The following is a 24,208-nucleotide window of genomic DNA, read 5'->3' as shown; positions in this document are numbered from 1 at the left end:
CCTGAGTGCTAATTCTATCATCCCCGCAGCGTTGGACTGCGGGGTTCAGTGGTGGCCGTCGAGCGGCAGGAAGCCGGACGGCGCCAGGACGGCAGGGACGGGGCGGTCGAACTCCTCCTCGGGGATCTCGCCGGCGGGGAGCAGTTCTTCGTCATAGATAACGGCAGCCAGCGGGATGTTCTTCCCGGCGGTGGCGAGATGGCCCAAAAACTTGTCGTAGTACCCACCGCCTTGCCCAACGCGGTTGCCCGAAAGGTCCACGGCGGTGGCCGGGATGAAGAGGGCGGCTGCCGTTCCGGCCACATCCGGCCCGTGCCTGTCGCCCTTGGGTTCCAGGATCGGGGCGTACCGGCTCTGCTCAAAGCCGGCTTCCGGGTTCCAGAAGACCCATGCGAGCTCCCGCCCAGGCTCGCAGACAGGCAGCAGGACCCGATGGCCGCCGGTATGGAGTGCGCTGATCAGCGGAAGGGTGGGCGGTTCGACGCCTACGCCAAAGTAGACGCAGAATGTGGCAGGAGTACCGCCGGCGAGGGATGCAGCCCAGCCTGCGCCGTGGCGTGCGATGGCAGCCCCTGCCGCCTCCAGTTGCTGCGGGCTTAGGGCGGCACGCCGCTGCCGGTGGGCAGTGCGGATCCTGGTCTTGGTTGCCTTCGCGTCCTCAAGCACTGTGTCTTCCTCCATCGTTGCATTACGGCGTTGTGCCCTGCAGTCACAGGGACCTGCAGCTGCCTAATGATTACTGAATGCTTGACGCTGACGTTAGATTAGTCGGGTGACTACCAGTAACCCCAGAGTTCGCAAAGCCGTTATACCCGCTGCCGGACTCGGCACCAGGTTCCTGCCCGCCACCAAGGCCATGCCCAAGGAAATGCTCCCCGTCGTGGACAAGCCTGCCATCCAATATGTGGTTGAGGAAGCCGTAAGCGTGGGCCTCAACGACCTGCTAATGATCACCGGGCGGAACAAGCGGGCCCTGGAAGACCATTTTGACCGGGTGCCGGCATTGGAATCCACCCTTGAAGACAAAGGGGATACGACGAAACTGGCGTCCATCCAGGCTGCCAGCAATCTCGGTGACATCCACTACGTCCGCCAGGGCGACGCCAACGGTCTTGGCCACGCTGTCCTCCGCGCAAAACAGCACGTGGGCAACGAAGCCTTCGCCGTCCTCCTGGGCGATGACCTCATCGATGCCCGTGATGAACTCCTCAGCACCATGATTGAGGTGCAGGCGGAAACGGGAGGGTCCGTGATTGCCCTCATCGAGGTGGAGCCGTCACAGATCAGCGCTTACGGTTGCGCCGACATTGCGGAGATTGACGGCGAGGACTACGTACGGGTCAACCGCCTGGTAGAGAAGCCGGCCGCGGACGAAGCCCCTTCCAACCTCGCCGTTATTGGCCGCTACGTACTGCACCCCGCCGTCTTCGATGTGCTGGAGCACACCGGTCCCGGGCGGGGCGGCGAAATCCAGCTCACCGATGCCCTGCAGGAGCTTGCGTCCGGGGAGGGCGAGGGGCACGGCGTCTACGGTGTTGTCTTCCGGGGCCGCCGCTACGACACCGGAGACAAGTTGAGCTACCTCAAGGCCTGCGTCCAGCTCGCCATCGACAGCGAAGACCTGGGCCCCGGCCTGCGGGAGTGGCTGCCGGGCTTCACCGCCAGCCTGTCCAAGTAGCACCGTGCGCGCCGGCCCCATCTGGCCCGTGACCCTCGAGTGCGGAGACCTGGTCCTGAGGCCCATCAGGTACCGGGACAAGAAAGAGTGGACGGAAGTGCGGGCCCGTAACAGCCAATGGCTGGCACCGTGGGAGGCTTCGAACCCGGACCCCGCCGGCGGCCTGCCTGATTACCGGCAAATGGTCCGCTCGCTGAACTCCCAAGCCGCCCAGGCCACGGCCCTTCCGTTTGTGATCACTGAGCGCGGTCCTGCCAGCAAAAACCCTGCGATTGTTGGCCAGTTGACTGTTTCATCAATTGTGTGGGGTTCGGCCATGATGGCAACCCTCGGGTACTGGGTGGACCAGGCGCGCGCGGGGCGGGGTATAGCCCCCACCTCTGTCGCCCTGGTAACGGACCACTGCTTCCGGACCTTGGGGCTGCACAGGATGGAAATCAACATCCGGCCCGAGAACGCACCCAGCCTGCGGGTAGTGGAGAAACTGGGTTTCCGGGATGAGGGATACCGGCCGCGCTACCTGCACATCAACGGTGAGTGGGCCGACCACCGGTCGTTTGCCTTAACCTCAGAGGAAGTTCCCGAGGGGTTGTTGCAGCGCTGGCTTGCCTCCAGGCCGTCATAAATCCATTGATTTGCCAGCCGCGCCACGACACACCGCGGCTAATGCGGCTGGAGCCGACCTGATGCTCATACGGTTTTGAGTGTGGACTTCCCCCTTAGCAGCTCAGTGATCCTTGTGGTTGCCGTTGTGCTCTGGATTGTATGGGTTGCCCCCTACGTCCTCCGGAACCGCCGGCACCAGTTCCAACCCGCCGGCGACTTCCTGGCAGACGCCCCCGCCGATGAAATGCCGGACCCGCGTGCAGGGCTGGTTTTGAAGGTCGCCGCCCAGCAGGAGAAAGCCATGGACACCAGGAAGAGCACCGGATCCACTGCGGCCACAGCGGCCAGCGCTGCCCCCACGGGCCAGTTCCGGATCCGATACGGCCGCACGGCACTCGCCCTCGCGGGACTGGTTTCCCTGCTGACGGCGGTCGTTTCTGCGGTCCTGCTGGCGTTTGGGCTGGGATCTCCGGTTCTCCCCCTGGCATGCGTAGCCCTGACAGTGGCGTCCGTGGTCCTTCTCCGCTGGCTGGCCATCCGGGACCGCACGTCCAAAGTCAACGCTGCTTTCCGTTCCGCGATGACCGCATCTGCCCCCCGGCCCGCAGCCGAGCACGTTCCGCCCAAGCCGGAATCCGCGCCGGTGCGCCCGGAAAGCCCGCTCTTTGACGCGGAGGCCGACAAGCCCAAGATCAAGCCCCTGACAGCCCTGGAACTCCGCGAAGCCGCCCTTGCCGTTGCGGTGGCTGCCGGTGACACCAGTGCGGCACTGCCTGCACCCGCAAGCACGTGGGAGCCCGTGGAGGTCCCCAAGCCTGTTTACGTTGAGGCGGCCAAGGCCGAGCGCCCGGCACCCGAGCCGCTGGAGCTGCCGGAGGCACCCAAGGCCACCGGTAAGCCGTCCCTCAAGCAGGGTGCTGCCGCCGTCCCCGCCGTGCCGGCTCCGGAAGCGCAGCAGCTCACCAAGGCCCAGAGCGCGCTCAGCAATCTCGACGACGTCCTGCAGCGCCGCCGCGCCTGACCATACGCTCCCGGGGAAGGTTCCCGTGACGGTTTCCGGGCGCCGGTTGGCATTGGGCCCGGAAAATTTGTAGCCTAGGTTCACCGGTGCCGCTCCTGTTGACCAAGCGGCTGGTTCCGGGGTTATAGCTCAGTTGGTAGAGCGCTTCGTTCGCATCGAAGAGGTCAGGGGTTCGAATCCCCTTAGCTCCACAGAATGTCTCCCTGCCGGATTACAGCCGCCCTCGTCGCGTGGCGCCTCCAGGGCCTACAGCCAGCCCTTCTTCTTGAAGATGACGTACATCAGTGCCGCCGTAGCCGCCATCAGCCCAATGGCCATGGGATAGCCCAGCTGCCAGTGGAGTTCGGGCATGTGGTCGAAGTTCATGCCGTAGACGCCGGCCACGAATGACGGTGCGAAGAAGATGGCGGCCCACGAGGAGATCTTCTTTACCTGTTCGTTCTGTTCCGCGCTTGCTTCGTTTTGCCGGTTGGCGGTGAGGGTGCCGTCCAGGGTCAGGGCGTTCTGCAACAGGTCACGGAACGAATCTGCCCGTGAGATCACCCGCTCTACATGGTCCTCCACGTCGCGCAGGCTGTGGCGGAGGTCGGTTTCCACATCGTACTTTTCAAACCCCCGCTTCAGCTGGTGCATCATGTCCGGCAGGGGGTGGATGGCCCGCTGGAACTGGATGACCTCGCGAGCGAGTTCATAAATGCGGCGAGACACGGTCGTGTCGCCGCTGAACAGCTGGTCTTCAATTTCGTCGATGTCGTTTTCCAGCCCGGCAACTACGGGCCCGTAGTCATCCACCACCCGGTCCAGCAGGGCGTAAAGGACGGCCTCGGGCCCGTGCCGCAACAGGTCCGGCCGGCTTTCCAGGCGCTGCCGCACCCGTGCCACTCCAGCAGTCTCGGCGTGCCGCACAGTGACTACGAAGTTCTTGCCCGTGAAAATGTGGAGCTCGCCGAACTCCACCGTTTCCGTGGCGTCCAGGTACCGGGCAGGCCGCAGGACGGTGAAAAGGTTGTCTTCGTAGCGCTCCAGCTTGGGTCTCTGGTGCGCGGAGATCGCGTCTTCCACCGCCAGCGCGTGCAGCCCGAACTCGGTGGCCACCGCCGCCATCTCCTCGGCGGTGGGCCGATAGAGGCCGATCCAGGCCATTCCCCCGTGGTGCGCAAGGGTCTCAAAAGTCTGTTCCAGGTTTTCGGGTTCCGCGTGCCGGACGCCGTCCACGTAAACCGCATTGTCAATGATGGTCATGGCCGGCTGTCCTTCGCCGAGGGGGTCCGGCGCATCAGGACATTGCTCCGATGATGGCACCCGAGACTGTCATGGCCAGCAGGTCGTGGCCGGAATCGATAAGGGTGACGGCGGCAGGCCGGCCCGCGAAGCCGTTGTGGATCACGTGGCCGCCGGCACGGAAGACCAGCGCCAGAATAAGGGCAAACCAGCCACCCGCCAGGGCGTTGTCCAGCCCGAGCTTGCTGATCAGGACTGCCAGCAGGATGGCTGTCAAGGCGGCCGCCGCCATCATGGGCCCCCAGATTCCGGCACCGCCACTCATGTTCTTGAGATCGTCCTCGGTTTTTCCAATCGCGGCCATCCACCGGTTGCCCAGGACGGCAGGCATGTACCAGACAAAGCCGATGGCCATGGTGGCGACGAAGGCAAGCAGCACGGCGAGCCAGTTGATCTGTGAAACGTACGAGAGCCAATCCATTCTGAAAATCCTAGCTGTCCGTCTCCACCCCAGCCGCCCGGGAGGGTTTCGCCGGGCCGTGTTGTCCCGCCCCGGCAGCTTTGGCCAGGCCACTGATGAGCGGCTCCGTCCGGTAGGGGATGTGTGTGTGCAGCGCCAGGACGGTTTCGGTCCGGATAACCCCTTTGATCCTTAGGACCTGCCGCAGGGCTGCCTGGAGGTTATGGGTGTCGGTGGCCACCACCCGGCACCAGACGTCACCTCGTCCGGAGATCTCGTGGACCTCCAGAACCTGCGGAATCAGCCGCAGCGCCCCTACCACCCCGTCCAGCTCGCGGTGTGACACCTCAATGGTCACGAAGGCCACAACGTCGTAGCCCACAGCTTCCAGGTCCACCTCGCGCCCCCCGGACCGCAGGACCCCGGCCCGGAGCAGGCGCCGGACCCGTGACTGAGCAGTGTTGCGGGCAACCCCCAGCGAATCGCTGAGCTCACCGATCTGGATCCTGGGGTCCCGGATGAGCTCCAGGAGGATCTTCAGGTCGGTGGGGTCCAGGTGGTTCAAATGATCACTCTCCGTCACGTCAGCATCAGAATATTGATGATGATGCTCAATTGTGGCACCACTTTCCGCCCGAAAGAGCAGAAGTGCTGCACGCTGGACCTATCACATGTCCATCCGCGCCAGGCTCCCACAAGGACCACCTGCCGCGGCAGCAGCAGAGGCGGCACAATGACGGTCTTCAGCGAACTCCGCATGCGTCCGGTTCCAGCCACAACGGCTGGATGGGACGCGTCAATTACTGCCCGGCTGGTGCTGGCCGGCGCCGTAATTTTCACGCTGTTGGTTGGTGCCAACCTTGCCACGCCCCTGTACCCCCTCCTGCAGGCGGAACTCGGACTGTCCCCGCTGGATGTAACGGCCGCGTTCACGAGCTACGTGCTGGCGCTTGTGGCCACGCTGATGCTGGCCGGGCACTGGTCGGACCACATCGGGCGGAGGGCTGCCCTCATCCTCGCCGTTGTTGCCGGCCTGGCCGGCGGCTGGCTTTTTGCGGAGGCACACACGCTGGGTGCGCTATGTGCCGGGCGGGCGCTCCAGGGAGTCGCAGTTGCCCTTGCTACGGGGGCAAGCGCCGCCGCCCTGCGTGAACTGCTGCCCTCACGTCCCGAGTGGGCCTCCCGCTTCACGCTGCTGGCTTCAGCGGGGGGAGTGGCCGCCGGCCCGGTGATCGGCGGGCTCCTGTCATTACTTCCCGGGGCTACGTCGGCACCGTACTACGTCCATGCTGCAGTCCTCGCCGCGCTGCTGGTCCCGCTGTACCTCCTGCGGGCTCGCCCGGCTATCCAGCCGTCCGCAGGACCCAAACCGCTGCAGCTGCTCGCACCGCGCCGTCCTTCCGTGACGCAGGCGGCAAGGGGCGCGTTCTGGCTGGCAGCCGGCGTCGGCTTCCTGAGCTTCGCAGTGTTTGGTTTCTGCCTCTCGTTGGCCCCCGGCTACTTCGCCCGGATCCTGGCCGTGGACAGCCGGCCCCTGATCGGCGTGCTGGCCGGCCTGACCCTCGCGGCATCGGCGCTAACCCAGTTGGTGACCCTTCGGGGCCGCTTCGTTGTCCCGGGCGGGCTGGCGGTCCTGGGCATCTCGGTACTCCTGCTGGGCGCGGCAGGAGTGTGGAACAGCCCGGTGCTGCTGGTAGTTGCAAGCGTTGCCGCCGGTGCGGGGCAGGGCCTCGCCTTCCGCACTGTTTTCAATGATGTTGCTGCCCGGGTGGAGCCCAGCCGCCAGGCCCAGACCATCAGCACGGTGTACGTCATCACCTACCTGGGCAGCGCTGTCCCGGTGCTGGGGCTCGGCTGGGCCGCCGGCGTGTTCGGCCTGGCGCCTTCCGTGGCCGGATTCGTGGTGCTGTGCGGCTCCGCAGCGCTCATTTTGGCTGCCGTCACACTCCGTCAGGCAGTACGCACACGGGGCTAGCCGCCACAGGTCCGGCTACTCCGGGAGCGGCCCGTGGTTCCCCTGGATGTGCTCGAACACCAACGTGGTTTCCGTATGGCCAACCACTGGATCGGTGGCCAGGTTGTCCAGCACCCAGTCCCGCAGGTCCTCGGTGGTGGCAACGGCAATGTGAAGCAGGTAATCCACCGAGCCCGAGGTATGGAAGGTGGACAGCACTGCCGGGAGGTGGGGGACGCGCGCCGTAAAGCGGTCGATCTGGTCCCGGTCGTGCGCCCTCAGCCGCACAGCGACCAGGGCCTGCACCGACCTGCCGATGGATGACAGGTTGAGCTTCGCCTCAAAGCCCTGCACGATGCCCCGCTCCGTGAGCGCACGGGTCCGCATCAGGGCTGTGGAGGGGGCGATGCCCACCAGTTCGGCAAGCTGCTTGTTCGAGATCCTTGCGTCCTCCACCAAAGCGGCAAGAAGGCGTTCGTCGATGGCATCAAGGGGCTCCAGATGCACTCCCGGCCTGACGTTCCTGGCATTCGTGCTCACGGCGGCTCCTTACAAAGTTCCTGCGTTTATCCTAGACGCCCGCAGGCCCGCGTTTAGGCTGCGGCGGTGCCTGCTGCCTTCGGATGGACGACGGCGACAGCCACCGCTGTGAGGCAGGCGAGGATCATGACGGCGGCGGCCAGGGCGTCCCAGCCATAGGACTGGAAGAGCAGGCCGCCGGCCCAGCCGATGAGGCTTGATCCCATATAGTAGGCGAGGTTGTAGAGCGAGGCGGCCTGGGCACGTCCAGTGCTGGCAATCGCACCCGTCCAGCCTGCGCCGATACTGTGGGCCGCAAAGAAGCCGCCCGTGAAAATGACCAGCCCCGCGAGGATCAGCAGAAGTGACGGAGTCAGCGTGAGGGCGAGGCCCGCCGTCGAGAGGGCAAGCCCGGCGAGCAGCACGTTGCGGCGCCCGAAATGCATCGTCAGCCCTGCTGCCCAGCGGGAGGAGAAGGTCCCCGAAAGGTAGGCAAGGAAAATCAGGCTGATGACGGTGGTGGGCAGCCCAAAGGGCTCGCCGGAGAGCCGGAACCCGAGGTAGTTGTAGACGGCCACGAAGCCGCCCATCATCAGGAAAGCCTGGATGTAGAGGGCGAGCAGCCGAATATTGCGCAGGTGGCCGCCAAGGGTTTGGACGGCTCCGCGGAGTCCGGGAGCCTTGGCGGCGGTGAAACCCTGGGCCCGCGGCACCAGGACCAGGAAGGCGACCGCGGCCAGCGTCGCCAGGACGGAGACGGCCAGGGCTGCGGCACGCCAGCCCCACAACTCCCCGGCAGGTCCGGCCACCAGGCGGCCGGCCAGGCCGCCAAGCGTGGTGCCTGCGACGTAACTTCCCGCTGCCACTGCGGCATGGGCCTTGGTAACCTCCTCGTTGAGGTAGGCGATGGCAATGGCCGGGATCCCTCCAAGCGCCATACCTTCGAGGAGCCGCAGGCCCAGCAGCATGGCGAAGCTGGTGGACAGGGGCACCAGCAGGCCCAGCACTGTTGCCACGGAGATTCCCCACATCATGGCCTTGACCCTGCCTATCCTGTCCGCCAGGAAGGACCACGGGATCACCGTTACGGCCAGTCCTACCGTAGCCAGGGAGATGGTCAGCGCGGCCTCTGCGGCGGTGACCTGCAAGTCCGAGGCAAGGATCGGCAGGACGGCCTGGGTGGAATACAGCTGGGCAAAAGTCGCTACCCCGGCGAAGGCCAGGCCGGCAATGATCCGGCCGTACGCCGTGGAGCCTTTCGCATGCCCCTCCCAGGTTGGCGGGAACGTCTGGTGACCCGGCAGCGGGAGATTGTGTGGCATGTGGCAAGCGTAGACCCGGCCGAATGACTGCCTCCAATGCATCTTTTATGCCAGACTCATATCAAATTTGGAACAATGCCATCTCCCAGCTTTGGAACAGGAAGGACGCATGGAGCCCGACCACAAGCAGTTGGCGCAGCTTCTTCCGCTCTTGCCGCTGCTGGCTGAACTGGGCCGGACCGAACATGTCACCGAAACCGCCGAACTCCTTGGAGTACCCCAGTCCACGGTGAGCAGGGCACTGGCCCGGGCCAGCGCCGCCGTCGGTACCGAACTCCTGGTCAGGGACGGCAGGGGAGTGCGCCTCACCCCGGCTGCCCGGTCCCTGCTGCCCTACATCGAGCGGGCCTTGACGGAGTTCCAGGCCGGTCTGGACCTGGTCCGCAACGAGTCCGATGTTGTCCGCGGCAAAATCTCCGTCTCGTTCCAGCACACCTTTGGTGAGTCCACGCTCCCGCTCCTCATCAGTGCCTTCCGCAGCCGCCACCCGGGCGCCGTGTTTACGCTGAGCCAGGGAGCACGCGACTCCTGCCTGGCCGAGCTCGCAGTGGGCGGGTCCGACCTGGCGCTGACCGCGCCGGTGGCAACGCCCGGCAGGAACCTTCTCTCCGCCCCGCTCTACCGGGAACCCCTGCGCCTGGTGGTCCACCATACCCATGCGCTCGCGGGCAAAGCCGTGGCGTCCGTAGCGGACATCCGCTCCGAACCGTTTGTGGCACTCGGCCCCGGTTACGGCATGCGCTCGCTGACCGATGCCCTGTTCCGTGAGGCCGGATACCGTCCCCGCATCGCCTTCGAAAGCCAGGACTCCCATACCGTCAGGGGCCTCGTCTCGGCCGGACTCGGCGTCAGTATCCTGCCACCGGGCGGGGATGCCCCCGGGCGGGACGTCACCGCGGAAACGGGCAACCTGGGCTGGGTGGAAGTGCCCCTGGACTCGGCTTTGGCCTTCCGCGAGGTCGGACTGAGCTGGCGGCAGCGTAAAGCTGAGGTTGAACCGGCTGCCGTCCGGCTGTTCCGCGCCATGGTCCTCACGGACGGGCCGGAGCTCCTGGCCGGGCTGGTGGAACGGCGGTCCCGGCTGGCAACTCCCAGTGACGAAGGACCCGAAACGTCAATACCCCTGTGACCAGTACCCTTGTGACGTGACGAACGCCGAGAATCCCTCTGCCCTGCCTGCCAAGACGCTGAACCCGCCGACGAATCCGCCCGCTGGCGTCATCATCGGCCTGGACATCGGCGGCACGAAAACGCACGGCATCCGCTTTGAAAACGGGGTCCCGGTGGCCGACGAGTCTGCGGGGAGTTCGAACGTCCAAAACGTCACCCGTGATGAGGCTGCCCGCAACCTTGCCAGCCTCTTTGGCAGGATCGGCGGGGGAACGGTGTCCCACGTGTACGCCGGATCCGGCGGCATTGACACCGAAGAGGATGCCGCAGCCCTTGCCGGGCTGATCGAACCGCACGTTCCCGGCGCGCACATCACGGTGGTGCATGACTCCCGACTGCTCCTCGCTGCAGGCCATGCCGGTACAGGCGTGGCGGTGATCGCCGGCACCGGTTCGGCAGCCTGGGGCAGGAACGCCGACGGCGCCGAGGCCAGGGCGGGAGGCTGGGGTTACCTGCTGGGTGACGAAGGCAGCGGTTATTGGCTGGGACGGGAGGCTGTGCGCTATAGCCTCCGGCGGATGAACCAGGGCCTTCCAGTGGACCAGCTGACGGCCGCCCTGCTGGCGTCCTGCGGAGTGGACCATCCGAGCCGCCTCATCGCCCAGTTCCACTCACCGGACACCGGACGCCGTTTCTGGGCGCAGCAGGCCCGGCACGTAGTGGAGGCGGCAGCAGCGGGCCATCCGGCAAGCCAGGAACTGCTGCAGCAGGCAGGCCAGGACCTGGCCGGGTTGGCCGTGCAGGTGCTGCACCAGCTGGACATACCAGGGCCGGTCATCCTGGGCGGCGGGCTGGGCATGAACGTGGTGCCCCTCCAGGACTCCTTCCGCCGGCACCTTGCGGAAGCCGGGGTGACCAATGTCCGGGTCCTGGACCAGGAACCCGTCTTCGGTGTGCTGCAGTTGCTAACAGAAAGGGCCTGACGCGCAGCGCGAGCAGGGACACGCCCTCGCCGGATGGGGGTTCCTACACGGACCGCTTCCGCGGAGTAAGCCGTACGGCCGGCAGCGGGGGAGCAGGGATGCGTCCGGCCTCCGGGCCGGCGTCAGGACCGTGCCCGGGGACCAGGCCGTAGCGGGCTGCTGCCATCTCCCCGTCAGGGAGAACTGCCTGCGCTTCCCAAGCGTCCCGGGCCTGCTCGACTTCATCGTGCGTACGTCCCACGAAGTTCCACCACATCAGCAGCTCCTCCTGGAAGGGCTCGCCGCCGATCAGGAGGAAACGCGTCCCGGGATTCGCCTGGACCTGAAGTTCCCGCCGGCCGATGCCAAGGTAGCCCAGCGGCCCGGGAGGAAGTTCCTGGCCATCCAGCGTCAGCCCCCCGTCGAGCACCAGGATGCCGTGTTCGAAGTGCTCGTTGAGGGGGAGTACGGCACTGCCTTCGCAGGAAACATCCGCTCCCACAATCGGGGAATACATCGTTGCCGGCGAGACCGCACCGCCGAGTTCGCCCACCATCACGGTGGCGATAAAACCTTCGCCGGCCGCTGTGGGAAGGTCACGGTGCTGCTCGAACGCCGGCCGCCGGTGCCGTTCCCCATCCGGAAGGGCCACCCAGAGCTGAAGGCCGCGCTGCAGGGGCAGTTCGCCCCCCGGCGGAAGCACTGCGAACTCAGAATGGGAAACCCCGTGCCCCGCAGTCATGATGTTCAGCTCGCCGGGCCGCACCACCACGTCGCTGCCCACACTGTCCCGGTGCCGGATGGTCCCGGCCAGCGGCCAGGTCACCGTTTGCAGCCCGATATGCGGGTGTGGAAGCACGGACATCGCGGTACGGTCCGGGCCGAAGCTGTCCAGGAAGCACCAAGCGCCGATGGTCGGGAGCCCGCGCTGGGGCAGCGTCCGCTGGACATTCATTGCACGCACCCCACCCAGCGGTACTTCACGTTCAGGCCACAGCTGCAGGCAGGGGCCGGAGCTCCCTTCCGGCTTTGCCGGTGGGCACACTTCCTGTTGCGGGGAAACTTCCAAGTTGGTCACCTCCCCACTTTAGGCCCGGATACCACCCCGCGGTATGTCCATCCCCGCCCCGGCCCAACACCTACCCATCCGGCCGGGAACCGGTACCGAATGATTACAGTTAGGGATTCCTTTGCCGGAATTGGGGTGTACTGCAGGTGTTGCCGCGTCCGGTTTGGGCTACCGTAACTATCAGCGTGCTGTGACAATTCGCGTTGCTTTCCGAAGCCGTCCAACAGAACAGGTAAGTCCGCATGGACCAGGCCATGATCGAGTTTCAGAGCGTCACCAAGCAGTACCAGGGCGGGCAGCCGGCCGTGGACCAGCTCACCATGTCCATTAGCCCAGGTTCCATCACCGTATTTGTGGGGCCCTCCGGCTGCGGCAAGACCACGTCGCTGCGCATGATCAACCGCATGGTCGAGCCCACCTCAGGCGTCATCACGGTAGCGGGCAAGGACGTCACCACCGTCCCGGCGCCGGAACTCCGCCGTTCCATGGGGTATGTGATGCAGTCCTCCGGACTTTTGCCGCACCGCTCGGTGCTGGACAACATCGCCACCGTGCCCAGGCTCAACGGTGTCTCCAAGTCCGCCGCCAGGGAACGCGCCCAGGAACTGCTCGACGTCGTTGGCCTGGCCCCTTCCTTGGGGAAGCGCTACCCTTCACAGCTTTCGGGCGGCCAGCAACAGCGCGTGGGCGTAGCCCGGGCCCTCGCCGCAGACCCGCCTGTCCTCCTGATGGATGAACCGTTCAGCGCAGTGGATCCCGTGGTCCGTGACGAGCTTCAGCAGGAACTCCTGAGGCTCCAGAAAGACCTGGCCAAAACCATCGTCTTTGTTACCCACGACATCGACGAGGCCACAACACTGGGCGACAAGGTGGCCGTTTTCGCCACCGGCGGCAAGCTCGCGCAGTACGCCACTCCGGAGGAGATCCTGAGGGCGCCTGCGAACGACTTCGTGGCCTCCTTCGTGGGCCGCGACCGTGGTTTCCGCCACCTCGGATTTACGGCGTCCGACGGCGTCGCCGTCCACCAGGTGCCGACGGTGGTCCGCGATCCCGGCGGCAGCCTGGATTCCAATCCCGCCGCCGGCTGGCAGCTCGTGGTGGATGCCGACGGGCGTCCGCTCGGCTGGACGGGCCCCGGAACCGCTGCCGGACTGATTCCCGGCGGATCACTCTTCCGCCCCGGCGAGAGCCTTCGCCGCGCCCTTGATGCGGCCTTGTCCTCGCCGTCCGGCCTCGGCGTTGCCGTGAATTCGGACGGCCGGGTACTCGGCGTCGTCAGGGGTGGCGAAGTCCTGGCCCTCATCGAAGAGGCCCGCCAGGTACGGCAGGCTGCGCTCTGATGGAGTGGTTCCTGGCCAACAGCGGCATGGTCCTGGAACGGGCCGGCCAGCATATGGTGCTGGCCCTGATGCCCATGGTGCTGGGACTGGTGGTGGCCATCCCGCTGGCCCAGCTGGCGCGGCAGCATCCAGTGCTTCGCTCGGTAGTGCTCACGGTGTCGTCGCTGCTCTACACCATTCCCTCGCTGGCCCTGTTTATCATTCTGCCCACGATTCTGGGGACCAGGATCCTGGATCCGCTCAACGTGGTGGTGGCCCTCACCATTTACGCGGTTGCCCTACTGGTGCGGGCTGCCCTTGATGCCTTCGACTCAGTGGACGGGGACGTCAGCCAAGCAGCCGTGGCCATGGGGTACAAGCCGCTTGCACGCTTCCTGCACGTGGACCTTCCGTTGTCCCTGCCCGTGCTCTTTGCCGGCCTGCGGGTTGTTTCCGTCAGCAATATCTCGCTTGTGAGTGTGGCCGCCCTGCTCGGAGTCGGCAACCTGGGCATGCTCTTCACCTCGGGGCTGCAGCGGGGCTTCGTGACGGAAATTGTGGTGGGCATCCTTGCCATCCTGGTCCTCGCACTGCTGATGGACGCCATCCTGGTCCTGCTGGAGCGGCTGCTGACACCGTGGGAGCGGGCCGGCCGGCGGGGCCACCGTGGGCGGAACACCACCGGCAGGACTGATCCCGGCAGGAGCCTTGCGCCAGCGGGAGGATCGACATGAGCAACGTCTTCTCCGAGACCTTCGCCTGGCTGGCCGACCCGCTGCGCTGGACCGGGAGCGCCGGCATTCCCGCACGGTTGGTCGAGCACCTGCAATACACGGGGCTCGTGATGCTGATCGCCACCGCAATCGCCGTCCCCGTCGGCCTCTACGTCGGCCACACCGGACGGGGGAGAGTGGCCATCGTGGCCCTTGCCGGTGCCCTGCGCGCCCTGCCCACACTCGGCCTGCTGACTTTGTTTGTCCTGCTTGCCGGAATCGGTCTGATGCCTCCCGTCTGGGCGCTGGTGATCCTCACCGTGCCGCCCCTGCTGGCCGGAACCTATGCCGGCATCTCCAGCGTGGACCGCAACGTGGTGGACGCCGCCCGCGCCATGGGAATGACCGAACTTCAGGTCCTGTTCCGGGCAGAACTGCCCAACGCCCTGACGGTGATGTTCGGCGGCTTCAGGACCGGTGTGCTCCAGGTGATTGCCACCGTCTCCGTGGTGGCCTACATCAACCTGGGCGGCCTGGGCCGGTACCTGTTCGACGGACTCGTCCTCAGTGACTTCCCGCAAATGCTGGGTGGATCGCTGCTGATTGCCGCGCTGGCCATCGGCGTCGATCTTGTCCTCGCCCTTATCCAGAGGCTGTTCCTGTCACCAGGGGCCTCGAAACAGTCCCACCGCGGCCAGCAGGCTGCGGTCGATCTCACCGTCCCCGTTGTTGCGGAGACTGTGGCACAAGGAGGTAAGTCATGAAAGAAAGCCGACCACAAGGCTTTGGCAGGCGGGCGTTCGGCGGCGTGGCCGCTGGAATCGGCCTGGCCATGGCCCTGTCCGCCTGTGGCGGATCGTCAGATCCGCTGAGCAACGCCCCGGCAACCAGCGGCACTGCGTCGGGGGGAGCCACCTCGCTGGTGATCGGTTCGGCGGACTTCCCGGAGAGCCAAATCATCGCTGAGCTGTATGCAGGGGCGCTCACGGCGGCCGGCGTCACCGCCACCACCAAGCCGAACATTGGCTCCCGCGAGGTGTATTTCACGGCCGTCCAGGACGGGTCGGTGGACGTAATTCCGGACTACACCGGCAACCTGCTGCTGCACGTGGACAAGGAGGCAAAGGAGGTCTCGGCGGAGGACATCGCCAAGGCCCTGCCGGAGAAGCTTCCGGACGGCCTCGCCGTCCTGGAGCCGGCCAAAGCCGAAAACAAGGACGCCATGGTGGTCACCAAGGCAACCGCGGAGAAGTACCAGCTGAAGTCCATCGAGGACCTGGCCAAGGTCTGCAGCGAGATTGTGGTGGGAGCCCCGGCCACCTTCGCTGAGCGCGCCTACGGGCTGCCGGGCCTGAAGAGCAACTACAACTGCGAGCCCAAGAAGCTGGAACCCTTCAGCGACGGCGGTGGTCCGGTGACGCTCAAGGCCCTGCTCGAAGACCAGGTGCAGGTGGCGGACATCTACACCACCACCCCGTCCATCACGGACAACGACCTTGTGGTCCTGGAGGACCCGAAGAACAACTTCATTGCCCAGCAGGTTATCCCGCTGTACAACGAGGCCAAGATGACGGATAAGGCGAAAGAAGCACTTAACTCTGTGTCGCGGATCCTCACCACTGAGGACCTGATCAACCTCAACCGTGCTGTCAGCGGCGACCAGAAGCAGGGCGCCAAGGAGGCGGCCGAGGCTTGGCTCAAGGACAAGGGCATCGTCAAGTAGGAGCCTGCTTACCTGCTGTGCCAGTACGACGGCGGTTGCCGGACTTTTCCACGTCCGGCAGCCGCCGTCGTGATGCCTGGGTCATTTTCTGCCAACTACGCCCGACACGGGTGTGGCTGATGTCTCAGCGGAAGCGCATCCCTCCTGTGGCATATTTAGTGGATGGCAGAATTCAAGCAGTCCACGAAGCTCAACAACGTCCTTTACGACATCCGTGGACCGATCCTCCAGGCCGCCCAGCAGATGGAGGCGGAGGGGCACCGGATCCTGAAGCTGAACATCGGAAACCCGGCCCCGTTTGGATTCGAAGCGCCCGACGCCATCCTGGTGGACATGATTCGCCACCTGCCGCACGCCCAGGGCTACAGCGACTCCCGGGGCATATTTTCCGCCCGTACCGCCGTCTCGCAGTATTACCAGACCCGCGGGATCCAGAACATCCACGTCGACGATATTTACCTGGGCAACGGCGTCAGTGAACTCATCACCATGTCCTTGATGGCCTTGCTCAACGACGGTGACGAGGTCCTGATCCCCACGCCTGACTACCCCTTGTGGACCGCATCCGTGGCACTCGCCAGCGGTAAGCCGGTCCACTACCTCTGCGACGAGGAATCCGGCTGGCAGCCTGACCTTGAGGACATGGAAGCCAAAATTACGCCGCGGACCAAGGGCATCGTGGTCATCAACCCGAACAACCCCACCGGCGCCGTCTACCCTGACGAAACGCTGAAGAAGATTGTGGCCCTTGCCGAGAAGCACGGACTGGTGATTTTCGCGGACGAGATTTACGAGAAGATCCTGTACGAGGACGCAGTCCATGTGAACCTTGCCAAGCTCACCGGCGACCACGTCCTGTGCCTTACCTTCAGCGGCTTGTCCAAGGCTTACCGCGTGTGCGGCTACCGCGCAGGCTGGATGGCCATCTCCGGCCCCAAGAAGGACGCAGCCGATTACCTTGAGGGCATCAGCCTCCTGGCCAACATGCGCCTCTGCGCAAACGTGCCCGCCCAGCACGCCATCCAGACGGCACTCGGCGGCTACCAGAGCATCAACGACCTGATCCTGCCGGGCGGGCGGCTGCTGGAGCAGCGCAATAAGGCCTACGACATGCTGAACGCCATCCCCGGCGTGAGCACCCAGCAGGCACGCGGCGCCTTGTACCTCTTTCCCCGGCTGGACCCCGAGGTCTACCACATCCGGGACGATGAGAAGTTTGTCCTGGACCTCCTTCGGGAGCAGAAGATCCTGGTTTCCCACGGCCGCGCCTTCAACTGGGTACGCCCGGACCACTTCCGCATGGTGACCCTGCCCAACGTCAAGGACATCGAAGAGGCAGTCGGGCGGATGGGGGACTTCCTAAGCAGGTATCAAGGGAACTAGCCTGTGGACACGGGCGATTCGGTCCCGTGAACCTTCGCGGAAAGGATTCCCCATGGCCGGCGTCGTCCAATTCGACCAGCACCCCTCCGAGACCCTTCGGGCGGGGGAGGGGTTCTCGCTGGCAAACGTTGATCCAGACTCCACGCCCGGCTACAGCGGCAGCAAAGTAGACGGAAAGGCCCTCCTGGCGGACCTGGATGACGAGCTGGGCGAGTTGCAGGAGAAGCTTTTCGCGGAGTCACGCTTTGGCGGACGGAAGCGGATCCTGCTGATCCTGCAGGCGATGGACACGGCAGGCAAGGGCGGAATCGTAAACCACGTCATGGCCGCCACCGACCCCCAGGGCATCCAGTTCAAGGCTTTCAAGGCTCCGACGGATGAGGAGAAGTCCTATGACTTCCTGTGGCGGATCCAGAAGGAAGTGCCGGCTGCCGGCATGATGGGCGTTTTCGACCGCTCCCATTATGAGGACGTGCTGATCCACCGCGTCCACGGCTGGGCCAGCCCCGATGAGATCAAACGCCGCTATGTGGCAATCAATGAGTTTGAGGGACGTCTTGCGGACTCGGGGACCAAAGTCGTCAAGGTGATGCTCCACATCAGCGGGGAAGAGCAGAAGGCGCGGCTGCTGGCCCGGCTGGACGACCCGGCCAAGCACTGGAAGTACAGCCGGGGCGACCTCGATGAGCGGGCGTTCTGGGAGGACTATATGGATGCGTACCAGGCGGCCATCGATGAAACGAGCACTCCGGACGCGCCCTGGCACGTGGTTCCGGCCAACAAGAAGTGGTACGCCCGGATCGCAGTGCAGCAGCTGCTCCTGGGGGCACTGGCCGGGCTGAACCTTGAGTGGCCCAAGGCCGAGTTCGACGTCGCAACCGAGCGGGAGCTGATCCTCCGTTCCTGAGGCTTTACAGCGGTTGGTCGCGGGCAGCGGCCAGCCGTTTCCTGGCGCCTTCCAGCCATTCCTCGCACCGTGCGGCCAACGCTTCGCCCCGCTCCCACAGCGCCAGGGATTCCTCCAGGCTGGCGCCACCTGCCTCGAGCCTGCCCACCACTGCGATGAGCTGCTCGCGGGCTTCCTCATAGCTCAGCGCTGCGACGTCGTTTCCTGGCTTTTGCTCAGTCATTGGGTTCTCCGGTTTCCGATATGTGCTGTTCAAGCCTGCCCGTGGACGTGGCGCCGAAACGGCCTTCCGCCACCCGGACCGAGAGCGGCGTTCCCGCCGGCGCCTCCGCCGGGCGGCGCACCACGGCGTGCCCCGAGTTGGTGGAGCGTGCTGCCAGTGCATCGGCGAGTTCGACGACGGCGTACCCCCGGTCGAGCGTCTTCTGCGGAGACAGCGCACGTACCTGGGCCTTCATGTGCTCCAGCTGGTCAGCGGCCCGCACCACGGTGGAGCTCACCGCCGCGGAGGACCTTCGGAGCAGCCGCTCAATCTCCTCGGAGCGGTTGGTCACCATGCCTTCGGGTGCAGCCATGACGGGCCTTGAGTGAAGGGAAGCCAGGCGGTCCGATTCCCTGTCCACGAGGCGCTCCATGCACCGGCGCAGTTGCTCGCGGGCCTGGCGGACCCCTGCCAGTTCTTCGGAGACTTCCGGCACGATGCGCTTGGCGGCGTCTGTTGGAGTGGATGCGCGCAGGTCGGCGACATCATCCAGCAGGGGCCTGTCCGCCTCGTGGCCGATGGCACTCACCACGGGAGTGGAGGCCGCTGCCACAGCCCGGATCAGTTCTTCGCTGTTGAAGGGCAGGAGGTCTTCCAGGGCGCCCCCGCCGCGGGCGATGACAATAACGTCCACCTCCGGTAAGGCGTCCAGGTCCCGCAACGCGCGCACCACTTGGGAGACAGCTGTATTTCCCTGGACGGCAACCTCCCGGATTTCAAACTCCACCGCGGGCCAGCGGAGGGCAGCGTTCCGGAGGATGTCCTTTTTGGCATCGGAGTCGCGGCCGGTGATGAGTCCTATGCGATGCGGCAACAGGGGCAGCGGCTTCTTGCGGGAGTCGGCAAAGAGGCCTTCGGCGGCGAGGGCCTGGCGGAGCCGCTCGATCCGGGCAAGGAGGTCGCCCAGGCCCACCGGCCTGATATCCCTGACCAGCATGTTCAGCCGGCCCGTTTTGATCCAGAACTCGGGCTTCAGCAGGGCCACCACGCGGGAACCGCGTTCCAGCGGCAGGTTCTGGCGTTCCAGCACTTTGGTCCACACCGAGGCCGGCAGCGAAACCTCCGCGTCAACATCCCGCAAGGTCAGGTACGCGTTGCTTCCGCGGCGGTTCAGTTCGATGACCTGGCCTTCGACCCAGGCCGACGGCGTGCGGTCGATGTGGGCTTTCAGCTTCTGCGAGAGGAGCTGCAGCGGCCATGGGTTGTCAGGGGTGGTTTCCGCTGCCGTCGCCGGAAGGGTGGTGGGTGCCGCCAGTTGCTGGCCGGGGACCGGGAGTGAGGCCTGTTCAGACATGCGAAGTCCCTTGCGGGGCTGGAGCTGAGGGCATGGGGTCCTTCGTCTGTTGTGCGGCGGTCATTCAACCTTATCCATAAGCTGTAGCATCCGGGACTGACAGTGGCCGGCCAGGATGCCCGCCTAGGATGGGTTGACCGCCATCGACCTGAAGGACCTGCTGTGCGCACTTTTGTTTCCGCTGCCGCCACCGTGCTGGCCGTACTGCTCGCTGCTGTGGCAGTTCCGGCCATCTGGCTGGACCGGAGCATTGTCCAGGAGCAGGGCTTCGTGGAACTGGCGGCGCCGCTGGGCAGGAATCCAGAGTTCCAGCAAGGACTGGCAGCGGCCGCCATTGGCACGATCGATACCAGCGCCGTCCCGGGCTTCCTCTCGGACCTCGTCCGGCCGGTCCTGGAAGACGCCGCCGCGTCCCTGACCGGTCTTCCCGGCTACCCCGCTGCCTGGGAAGAAGCACTCCGGAAAAGCCACCGCCTCAGTTTCGCGGGGACGGGCGACAACAGCCCTGAAGCTACCGCTGCCTCAACCCTGACCCTCGACGTCGCCCCACTTGTGGCGCTGGGTTCCGAGGAAATCTCACGTGCCACCAGGCTTCCCCTGGACCCGCCGGAGCAGACGCTCATTAATGTGGGCCAGCCGGAGCACAAGGAATGGATTGAGCGACTGAGCACCTATGCTCCCTCCGGCTACCTGCTGGCCGGGGGATCTGCGGTGGCGCTGCTCCTGGCGCTCGTTGCCGCCCGCCGGCGCTGGACGGTGCTGGTGGCCGCAGGAGTTGGCGCGTTATTGCTGGCAGCTCTCTGGACGTTGGGCGCGCAGGCAGGTTCCGCGGCGGTGTTGGCTATGGACAGCGGTAACGAGGTGGCCAACATTTTCAGGGATGAGTTCGTCGCGGCGGCCTCCGCCGACTTCCAGATATGGACCTGGGTAGCGGCAATCACCGGCGGGGTCCTGGTGCTGGTGGGAATTGTGGCCGGCCTCATACCGAGAAAGCGGGCGCGGGCAACCCGGTAGAATCGAGTAATGACCCCCTCAGCTGTTTCCCTTTCGATGCCCACAATCCCGCGTAGGCGCCGCTCTCCCGAGGAAGTAGCTGCTGCAGCCCCCGTATCCGGAACCAAAAAGGTGCTGCTCGCTGCTCCCCGCGGATACTGCGCCGGTGTTGACCGTGCCGTCATCGCCGTTGAGAAGGCCCTGGAACACTATGGCCCTCCGGTGTATGTGCGGAAGCAGATTGTGCACAACGTCCATGTGGTCAGCTCCCTGGAGGAAAAAGGCGCCATCTTCGTTGACGAGACGGACGAAGTGCCGGAGGGCGCGCTGGTGATTTTTTCTGCCCACGGCGTATCGCCGGCGGTGGTCCAGTCCGCTGAGGACCGCGGCCTGCGCACCATTGACGCCACCTGCCCGCTGGTGACCAAGGTCCACAAGGAAGCCGTGCGCTTCGCGAAGGATGATTTCGACATCCTGTTGATCGGCCACGACGGCCACGAGGAAGTTGAAGGCACGGCAGGCGAAGCTCCGGAGCACATCCAGATCATCAACGGTCCGCACGAGGTGGACAAGGTGACGGTGCGGGACCCGGAGAAGGTCATCTGGCTGTCACAGACCACCCTCAGCGTTGACGAGACCATGGAAACGGTCCGCCTGTTGAAGGATCGGTTTCCAACCCTGCAGGACCCGCCCAGCGACGACATCTGCTATGCCACCACCAACCGCCAGGTGGCGATCAAGAAGATTTCCCCCCAGGCAGACCTGGTAATCGTGGTGGGCTCGGCCAATTCCTCAAACTCCGTGAGGCTGGTGGAGGTTGCCCTCGAGTACGGTGCCAAGGCCTCCTACCGGGTGGATTTTGCCAATGAAGTTGATGAGGCCTGGTTTGAGGGCGTCGCAACGGTTGGCGTAACGTCCGGGGCCTCCGTACCTGAGGTGCTGGTGCAGGACGTGCTGCGCCTGCTGGCCGATTACGGCTACGGCACCGTTGAGGAAGTCGTCACGGCCGAAGAGGATCTCCTGTTCTCGTTGCCCAAGGAGCTTCGGGCGACCCTGAAGCAGGCCGGCGATGTCAGCCGTGCACTGGGCGGACGCCGGCCGCGGAGCTAAGAACGCCGGCGTCGAAGCTGGGAGCAAAGTGAGTGGGCCTGGCAGCTGCGGCTGCCAGGCCCTTTCCTTAGCCCGGATTCCTGACCTCGGGAGTTCTTACCCCGTAGTTCTTGTCCCGAAGGCTGCCCTCAGGCGGCCTCGTCCTCGCTCTGGAGTTCGGGGGCGGCCAGGGCGCGCGGTGTGACCTCCACAACCGGAGGGGTCTTCAGGCCCGATTCCTCCAGGCTGTTCAACTTCCTGGCAGTGGGAAGGATGCGCGCTTCCAGCGTGCCCACCATGGAGTTGTAGCGGTCCACGGATGACTTCAGCGAAGACCCCAGCTTGCTGACATTTTCGCCCAAAGTTCCCATCCGGTCGTACAGCTGCCTCGCAAGGTCGAACAGTTCACGGGCGCTGTCCGTCAGGACGTCCTGCCGCCAGGTGAAGGCCACAGATTTCAGCACAGCCAGCAGCGTGCTCGGAGACGCCAGGACCACGTTCCTCGAGAGCGCATGGTCGAGGAGTTCGGCATCAGCCATGAGTGCTGCGGCCAGAATCGATTCTGCCGGGATGAAGCAGATCACCAGCTCTGGCGAGTTGCCGGGGATGTCCCAGTATTTCTTGTTGCTCAATGAGTCCACATGGGCCCGCAGCGCCTTTGCGTGGGCAGCCAGGAGCCCCTGCTGGGAGCGGCGGTCTGCGCTCAGGGGCAGCCCGGGCTGCCCCGTCCGGGAATCCATGGACGCGCCGAGTTCCTGCGCCTCGAGGTAGGCCGACAGGGGGACCTTTGCATCAACCACCAACTGCTTCTCGCCGGGCAGCTGGACCACAAGGTCCGGGCGGACGGAGGACTCGCCACCGGCACTGTGAACCTGTTCGATGAAGTCGACGTGGCGGAGCATCCCGGAGGCCTCCACCACGCGCCGCAATTGGACCTCTCCCCACTGCCCGCGCGCACTGTTGGACCGCAGGGCGGACTCCAGGGCATGGGTGGACCGGATCAGCTGCTCATCCGAAAGCCGGGCTTCCTGCAGTTGCTGGGCCAGCTGGCCGTACTGTTCCAGCCTGTCACGTTCCAGGAGCGCCACCTGCTGCTGCACTGCCGTCAGTTTCTCGGCCACGGGCGCCAGCGCACGGAGCACGCTGCCGTCCTGGGACCGTGATTCCCCCAACTCCCGGTTCTGTGCAGCCAAAAGGCGGCGTTCGGCGTCGGCCGCGGCAAACTGTGCGCTCACCTCCGAAAGCCGCGACGAAACGGCGTCGAAGTCCTCTTCCACGGCGCGGCTGTTCTTCCGCAGCGCGAAGTAGGTGGCTGCAGCGCCCGCAAGGGCTCCCAGCAACAGCATGAACAAAGCCAGTATCAGCGCAAAAGCATCCATGTGCTCACTGTCGCACGGGGCTGTGACATTTCCCGGAAGCGACATTTCAGCCCGCCGGCCCGGAACCCCTTGGCGCCTGCTGCGGGTAGAATCAATGCTCGTGGCTCTTACTATTGGCATCGTCGGACTGCCCAACGTCGGCAAATCAACTCTTTTCAACGCACTGACCCGCAACCAGGTGTTGGCGGCGAACTACCCGTTCGCCACCATCGAGCCCAACGTCGGCGTCGTGAACCTGCCCGACCCCCGCCTTCAGAAGCTGGCTGAGATCTTCGGTTCGCAGCGCCTCCTGCCGGCCCCGGTGTCGTTCGTGGACATCGCCGGAATCGTCAAGGGCGCATCCGAGGGTGAAGGCCTGGGCAACAAGTTCCTGGCCAACATCCGCGAGGCCGAAGCTATTGCCCAGGTGGTGCGCGTGTTCGATGACCCCGATGTTATCCACGTCGATGGGAAAGTGGACCCGCGCTCCGACATGGAAACCATCAACACCGAGCTCATCCTGGCCGACCTGCAAACCATCGAGAACGCCATTCCGCGGATCGAAAAGGAAGTCAAGATCAAGAAGCGGGAAGCTGCGGAGCTTGCCGCCATCAAGGCAGCCCAGGTGGTTCTGGAACGCGGCGACACCATCTTCTCTTCCATTAAGAGCGACAAGCTGGAAATGGAACACCTCAAGGAGCTCGGCCTCCTGACGGCAAAGCCGTTCATCTACGTCTTCAACGCCGACGAAGCCATCCTGGGCAGTCCAGAAAAGCAGGAGGAACTGCGGGCCATGGTTGCCCCGGCGGACGCCGTTTTCCTCGACGCCAAGCTCGAAGCCGACCTCGTGGAACTTGACGAGGAAGAGGCCCGCGAAATGCTGGAAATGAACGGCCAGGACGAATCCGGACTGGACCAACTGGCGCGCGTCGGCTTCCACACGCTGGGGCTGCAGACTTACCTCACGGCCGGCCCCAAGGAAACCCGTGCCTGGACCATCCGCCAGGGTGATACTGCACCGCAGGCAGCAGGGGTAATCCACTCCGACTTCCAGCGCGGCTTCATCAAGGCCGAGGTAGTTTCCTTCAATGACCTCGTCGAAGCAGGGTCCATGGCAGAGGCCAAGTCCCGGGGTAAGGTCAGGATCGAAGGCAAGGAATATGTCATGGCCGACGGCGATGTGGTGGAGTTCCGCTTCAACGTCTAGCCCACAGAATTTTTAGAGGGGCCATTTGCTTCCGCAGA

Annotated in this window: 25 protein-coding genes and 1 tRNA gene; 16 read left to right on the top strand and 10 right to left on the bottom strand. The window is 65.1% G+C overall.

The window, feature by feature from the left end; all coding sequences use genetic code 11:
- Nucleotides 1–45: 45 nt before the first annotated feature.
- A complete protein-coding gene (locus AC5RUQ_RS07585; protein WP_493946729.1) occupies nt 46–681 on the bottom strand; it encodes a 5-formyltetrahydrofolate cyclo-ligase in 636 nt (211 codons plus the stop codon).
- 91 nt (nt 682–772) lie between these two features.
- On the opposite strand from AC5RUQ_RS07585, the gene galU reads away from it, so the two are divergent.
- From galU to AC5RUQ_RS07565, 4 genes are all read left to right on the top strand, one after another.
- Nucleotides 773–1,678: a UTP--glucose-1-phosphate uridylyltransferase GalU gene (gene galU / locus AC5RUQ_RS07580; RefSeq protein ID WP_493946728.1), complete on the top strand. Its 906-nt coding sequence runs from the start codon at nt 773–775 to the stop codon at nt 1,676–1,678.
- A gap of 4 nt (nt 1,679–1,682) precedes the next feature.
- On the top strand, nt 1,683–2,303 hold the full coding sequence (locus AC5RUQ_RS07575; RefSeq protein ID WP_493946727.1) for a GNAT family N-acetyltransferase: 621 nt from the start codon (nt 1,683–1,685) through the stop codon (nt 2,301–2,303).
- Nucleotides 2,304–2,384: 81 nt separating this feature from the next.
- Nucleotides 2,385–3,305, top strand: a complete 921-nt coding sequence (locus tag AC5RUQ_RS07570) for a hypothetical protein (RefSeq protein ID WP_493946726.1) — start codon at nt 2,385–2,387, stop codon at nt 3,303–3,305.
- Nucleotides 3,306–3,423: 118 nt separating this feature from the next.
- Nucleotides 3,424–3,496 (top strand) — tRNA-Ala (locus AC5RUQ_RS07565).
- 55 nt (nt 3,497–3,551) lie between these two features.
- Here the strand turns inward: AC5RUQ_RS07565 and corA are convergent.
- The 3 genes from corA to AC5RUQ_RS07550 are packed head-to-tail and all read right to left on the bottom strand — an operon-like array spanning nt 3,552 to nt 5,551.
- The gene (gene corA, locus AC5RUQ_RS07560) at nt 3,552–4,547 is read right to left on the bottom strand and encodes a magnesium/cobalt transporter CorA (RefSeq protein ID WP_493946725.1); all 996 of its coding nucleotides are present in this window, start codon (nt 4,545–4,547) and stop codon (nt 3,552–3,554) included.
- 34 nt (nt 4,548–4,581) lie between these two features.
- Nucleotides 4,582–5,007 (bottom strand): DUF1761 domain-containing protein, encoded by a 426-nt coding sequence (locus AC5RUQ_RS07555; protein WP_493946724.1) that lies wholly within the window; start codon nt 5,005–5,007, stop codon nt 4,582–4,584.
- 10 nt (nt 5,008–5,017) lie between these two features.
- Complete coding sequence (locus AC5RUQ_RS07550) at nt 5,018–5,551, bottom strand: Lrp/AsnC family transcriptional regulator (protein WP_493947184.1); 534 nt, start codon at nt 5,549–5,551, stop codon at nt 5,018–5,020.
- Between the two features lie 168 nt (nt 5,552–5,719).
- Here AC5RUQ_RS07550 and AC5RUQ_RS07545 point away from each other — a divergent pair, with 168 nt between their 5' ends.
- Entirely contained in the window at nt 5,720–6,961 is a 1,242-nt protein-coding gene (locus AC5RUQ_RS07545; protein ID WP_493946723.1) for an MFS transporter, read from the top strand.
- Between the two features lie 15 nt (nt 6,962–6,976).
- Here the strand turns inward: AC5RUQ_RS07545 and AC5RUQ_RS07540 are convergent, their stop codons facing one another.
- Both AC5RUQ_RS07540 and AC5RUQ_RS07535 read right to left on the bottom strand, forming a co-directional pair.
- A complete protein-coding gene (locus AC5RUQ_RS07540; RefSeq protein ID WP_307094416.1) occupies nt 6,977–7,480 on the bottom strand; it encodes an Lrp/AsnC family transcriptional regulator in 504 nt (167 codons plus the stop codon).
- Between the two features lie 53 nt (nt 7,481–7,533).
- The gene (locus AC5RUQ_RS07535; protein WP_493946722.1) at nt 7,534–8,781 is read right to left on the bottom strand and encodes an MFS transporter; all 1,248 of its coding nucleotides are present in this window, start codon (nt 8,779–8,781) and stop codon (nt 7,534–7,536) included.
- Nucleotides 8,782–8,890: 109 nt separating this feature from the next.
- Between AC5RUQ_RS07535 and AC5RUQ_RS07530 the strand changes: the two genes are divergently transcribed.
- Nucleotides 8,891–9,910: a LysR family transcriptional regulator gene (locus AC5RUQ_RS07530; RefSeq protein ID WP_493946721.1), complete on the top strand. Its 1,020-nt coding sequence runs from the start codon at nt 8,891–8,893 to the stop codon at nt 9,908–9,910.
- 16 nt (nt 9,911–9,926) lie between these two features.
- On the top strand, nt 9,927–10,874 hold the full coding sequence (locus tag AC5RUQ_RS07525; protein WP_493946720.1) for an N-acetylglucosamine kinase: 948 nt from the start codon (nt 9,927–9,929) through the stop codon (nt 10,872–10,874).
- A 43-nt stretch (nt 10,875–10,917) separates the two neighbouring features.
- On the opposite strand, the gene AC5RUQ_RS07520 is transcribed toward AC5RUQ_RS07525, so the two are convergent.
- Nucleotides 10,918–11,931 carry a pirin family protein gene (locus tag AC5RUQ_RS07520; RefSeq protein ID WP_493946719.1) on the bottom strand — a complete coding sequence of 338 codons (1,014 nt, stop codon included), beginning with the start codon at nt 11,929–11,931 and terminating at the stop codon, nt 10,918–10,920.
- Nucleotides 11,932–12,164: 233 nt separating this feature from the next.
- Between AC5RUQ_RS07520 and AC5RUQ_RS07515 the strand changes: the two genes are divergently transcribed.
- The 6 genes from AC5RUQ_RS07515 (at nt 12,165) to AC5RUQ_RS07490 (ending at nt 17,967) form a co-directional block, all read left to right on the top strand.
- The gene (locus AC5RUQ_RS07515) at nt 12,165–13,262 is read left to right on the top strand and encodes an ABC transporter ATP-binding protein (RefSeq protein ID WP_493946718.1); all 1,098 of its coding nucleotides are present in this window, start codon (nt 12,165–12,167) and stop codon (nt 13,260–13,262) included.
- The gene (locus AC5RUQ_RS07510) at nt 13,262–13,975 is read left to right on the top strand and encodes an ABC transporter permease (RefSeq protein WP_493946717.1); all 714 of its coding nucleotides are present in this window, start codon (nt 13,262–13,264) and stop codon (nt 13,973–13,975) included. The genes AC5RUQ_RS07515 and AC5RUQ_RS07510 overlap by 1 nt, the downstream gene beginning before the upstream one ends.
- Nucleotides 13,972–14,718, top strand: a complete 747-nt coding sequence (locus tag AC5RUQ_RS07505; protein ID WP_493946716.1) for an ABC transporter permease — start codon at nt 13,972–13,974, stop codon at nt 14,716–14,718. The genes AC5RUQ_RS07510 and AC5RUQ_RS07505 overlap by 4 nt, the downstream gene beginning before the upstream one ends.
- Complete coding sequence (locus tag AC5RUQ_RS07500) at nt 14,715–15,677, top strand: ABC transporter substrate-binding protein (RefSeq protein ID WP_493946715.1); 963 nt, start codon at nt 14,715–14,717, stop codon at nt 15,675–15,677. Before AC5RUQ_RS07505 ends, AC5RUQ_RS07500 begins: the two co-directional genes overlap by 4 nt.
- A 162-nt stretch (nt 15,678–15,839) precedes the next feature.
- Nucleotides 15,840–17,060, top strand: coding sequence for a pyridoxal phosphate-dependent aminotransferase (locus AC5RUQ_RS07495; RefSeq protein ID WP_163162096.1), 1,221 nt, complete (start codon nt 15,840–15,842; stop codon nt 17,058–17,060).
- 52 nt (nt 17,061–17,112) lie between these two features.
- Entirely contained in the window at nt 17,113–17,967 is an 855-nt protein-coding gene (locus AC5RUQ_RS07490) for a PPK2 family polyphosphate kinase (RefSeq protein WP_493946714.1), read from the top strand.
- Nucleotides 17,968–17,971: 4 nt separating this feature from the next.
- Here AC5RUQ_RS07490 and AC5RUQ_RS07485 read toward each other — a convergent pair whose 3' ends face one another.
- Together AC5RUQ_RS07485 and xseA are read right to left on the bottom strand one after the other, a co-directional pair.
- On the bottom strand, nt 17,972–18,190 hold the full coding sequence (locus AC5RUQ_RS07485; protein WP_163162100.1) for an exodeoxyribonuclease VII small subunit: 219 nt from the start codon (nt 18,188–18,190) through the stop codon (nt 17,972–17,974).
- Nucleotides 18,183–19,523, bottom strand: a complete 1,341-nt coding sequence (gene xseA / locus AC5RUQ_RS07480) for an exodeoxyribonuclease VII large subunit (RefSeq protein WP_493946713.1) — start codon at nt 19,521–19,523, stop codon at nt 18,183–18,185. Before xseA ends, AC5RUQ_RS07485 begins: the two co-directional genes overlap by 8 nt.
- Before the next feature lie 162 nt (nt 19,524–19,685).
- On the opposite strand from xseA, the gene AC5RUQ_RS07475 reads away from it, so the two are divergent.
- Together AC5RUQ_RS07475 and AC5RUQ_RS07470 are read left to right on the top strand one after the other, a co-directional pair.
- On the top strand, nt 19,686–20,537 hold the full coding sequence (locus AC5RUQ_RS07475; protein ID WP_493946712.1) for a hypothetical protein: 852 nt from the start codon (nt 19,686–19,688) through the stop codon (nt 20,535–20,537).
- A 9-nt stretch (nt 20,538–20,546) separates the two neighbouring features.
- Nucleotides 20,547–21,626, top strand: a complete 1,080-nt coding sequence (locus tag AC5RUQ_RS07470) for a 4-hydroxy-3-methylbut-2-enyl diphosphate reductase (protein ID WP_163162106.1) — start codon at nt 20,547–20,549, stop codon at nt 21,624–21,626.
- A 128-nt stretch (nt 21,627–21,754) separates the two neighbouring features.
- Here the strand turns inward: AC5RUQ_RS07470 and AC5RUQ_RS07465 are convergent, their stop codons facing one another.
- Nucleotides 21,755–22,984, bottom strand: a complete 1,230-nt coding sequence (locus AC5RUQ_RS07465) for a DNA recombination protein RmuC (protein ID WP_493946711.1) — start codon at nt 22,982–22,984, stop codon at nt 21,755–21,757.
- A gap of 100 nt (nt 22,985–23,084) precedes the next feature.
- Between AC5RUQ_RS07465 and ychF the strand changes: the two genes are divergently transcribed.
- A complete protein-coding gene (gene ychF / locus AC5RUQ_RS07460) occupies nt 23,085–24,170 on the top strand; it encodes a redox-regulated ATPase YchF (protein ID WP_163162110.1) in 1,086 nt (361 codons plus the stop codon).
- The last annotated feature ends 38 nt before the right edge of the window (nt 24,171–24,208 follow it).

It is taken from the genome of Arthrobacter sp. MDT2-3, from assembly GCF_059090465.1.
This window is presented reverse-complemented; position numbering and strand designations above follow the sequence as displayed.

Coding starts and splice junctions, on each gene's coding strand:
- AC5RUQ_RS07585 (WP_493946729.1), bottom strand. CDS start 681: ATGGAGGAAGACACAGTGCTTGAGGACGCGAAGGCAACCAAGACCAGG.
- corA (WP_493946725.1), bottom strand. CDS start 4,547: ATGACCATCATTGACAATGCGGTTTACGTGGACGGCGTCCGGCACGCG.
- AC5RUQ_RS07555 (WP_493946724.1), bottom strand. CDS start 5,007: ATGGATTGGCTCTCGTACGTTTCACAGATCAACTGGCTCGCCGTGCTG.
- AC5RUQ_RS07545 (WP_493946723.1), top strand. CDS start 5,720: ATGACGGTCTTCAGCGAACTCCGCATGCGTCCGGTTCCAGCCACAACG.
- AC5RUQ_RS07535 (WP_493946722.1), bottom strand. CDS start 8,781: ATGCCACACAATCTCCCGCTGCCGGGTCACCAGACGTTCCCGCCAACC.
- AC5RUQ_RS07530 (WP_493946721.1), top strand. CDS start 8,891: ATGGAGCCCGACCACAAGCAGTTGGCGCAGCTTCTTCCGCTCTTGCCG.
- AC5RUQ_RS07515 (WP_493946718.1), top strand. CDS start 12,165: ATGGACCAGGCCATGATCGAGTTTCAGAGCGTCACCAAGCAGTACCAG.
- AC5RUQ_RS07510 (WP_493946717.1), top strand. CDS start 13,262: ATGGAGTGGTTCCTGGCCAACAGCGGCATGGTCCTGGAACGGGCCGGC.
- AC5RUQ_RS07505 (WP_493946716.1), top strand. CDS start 13,972: ATGAGCAACGTCTTCTCCGAGACCTTCGCCTGGCTGGCCGACCCGCTG.
- AC5RUQ_RS07500 (WP_493946715.1), top strand. CDS start 14,715: ATGAAAGAAAGCCGACCACAAGGCTTTGGCAGGCGGGCGTTCGGCGGC.
- AC5RUQ_RS07495 (WP_163162096.1), top strand. CDS start 15,840: ATGGCAGAATTCAAGCAGTCCACGAAGCTCAACAACGTCCTTTACGAC.
- AC5RUQ_RS07490 (WP_493946714.1), top strand. CDS start 17,113: ATGGCCGGCGTCGTCCAATTCGACCAGCACCCCTCCGAGACCCTTCGG.
- AC5RUQ_RS07485 (WP_163162100.1), bottom strand. CDS start 18,190: ATGACTGAGCAAAAGCCAGGAAACGACGTCGCAGCGCTGAGCTATGAG.
- xseA (WP_493946713.1), bottom strand. CDS start 19,523: ATGTCTGAACAGGCCTCACTCCCGGTCCCCGGCCAGCAACTGGCGGCA.
- AC5RUQ_RS07470 (WP_163162106.1), top strand. CDS start 20,547: ATGACCCCCTCAGCTGTTTCCCTTTCGATGCCCACAATCCCGCGTAGG.
- AC5RUQ_RS07465 (WP_493946711.1), bottom strand. CDS start 22,984: ATGGATGCTTTTGCGCTGATACTGGCTTTGTTCATGCTGTTGCTGGGA.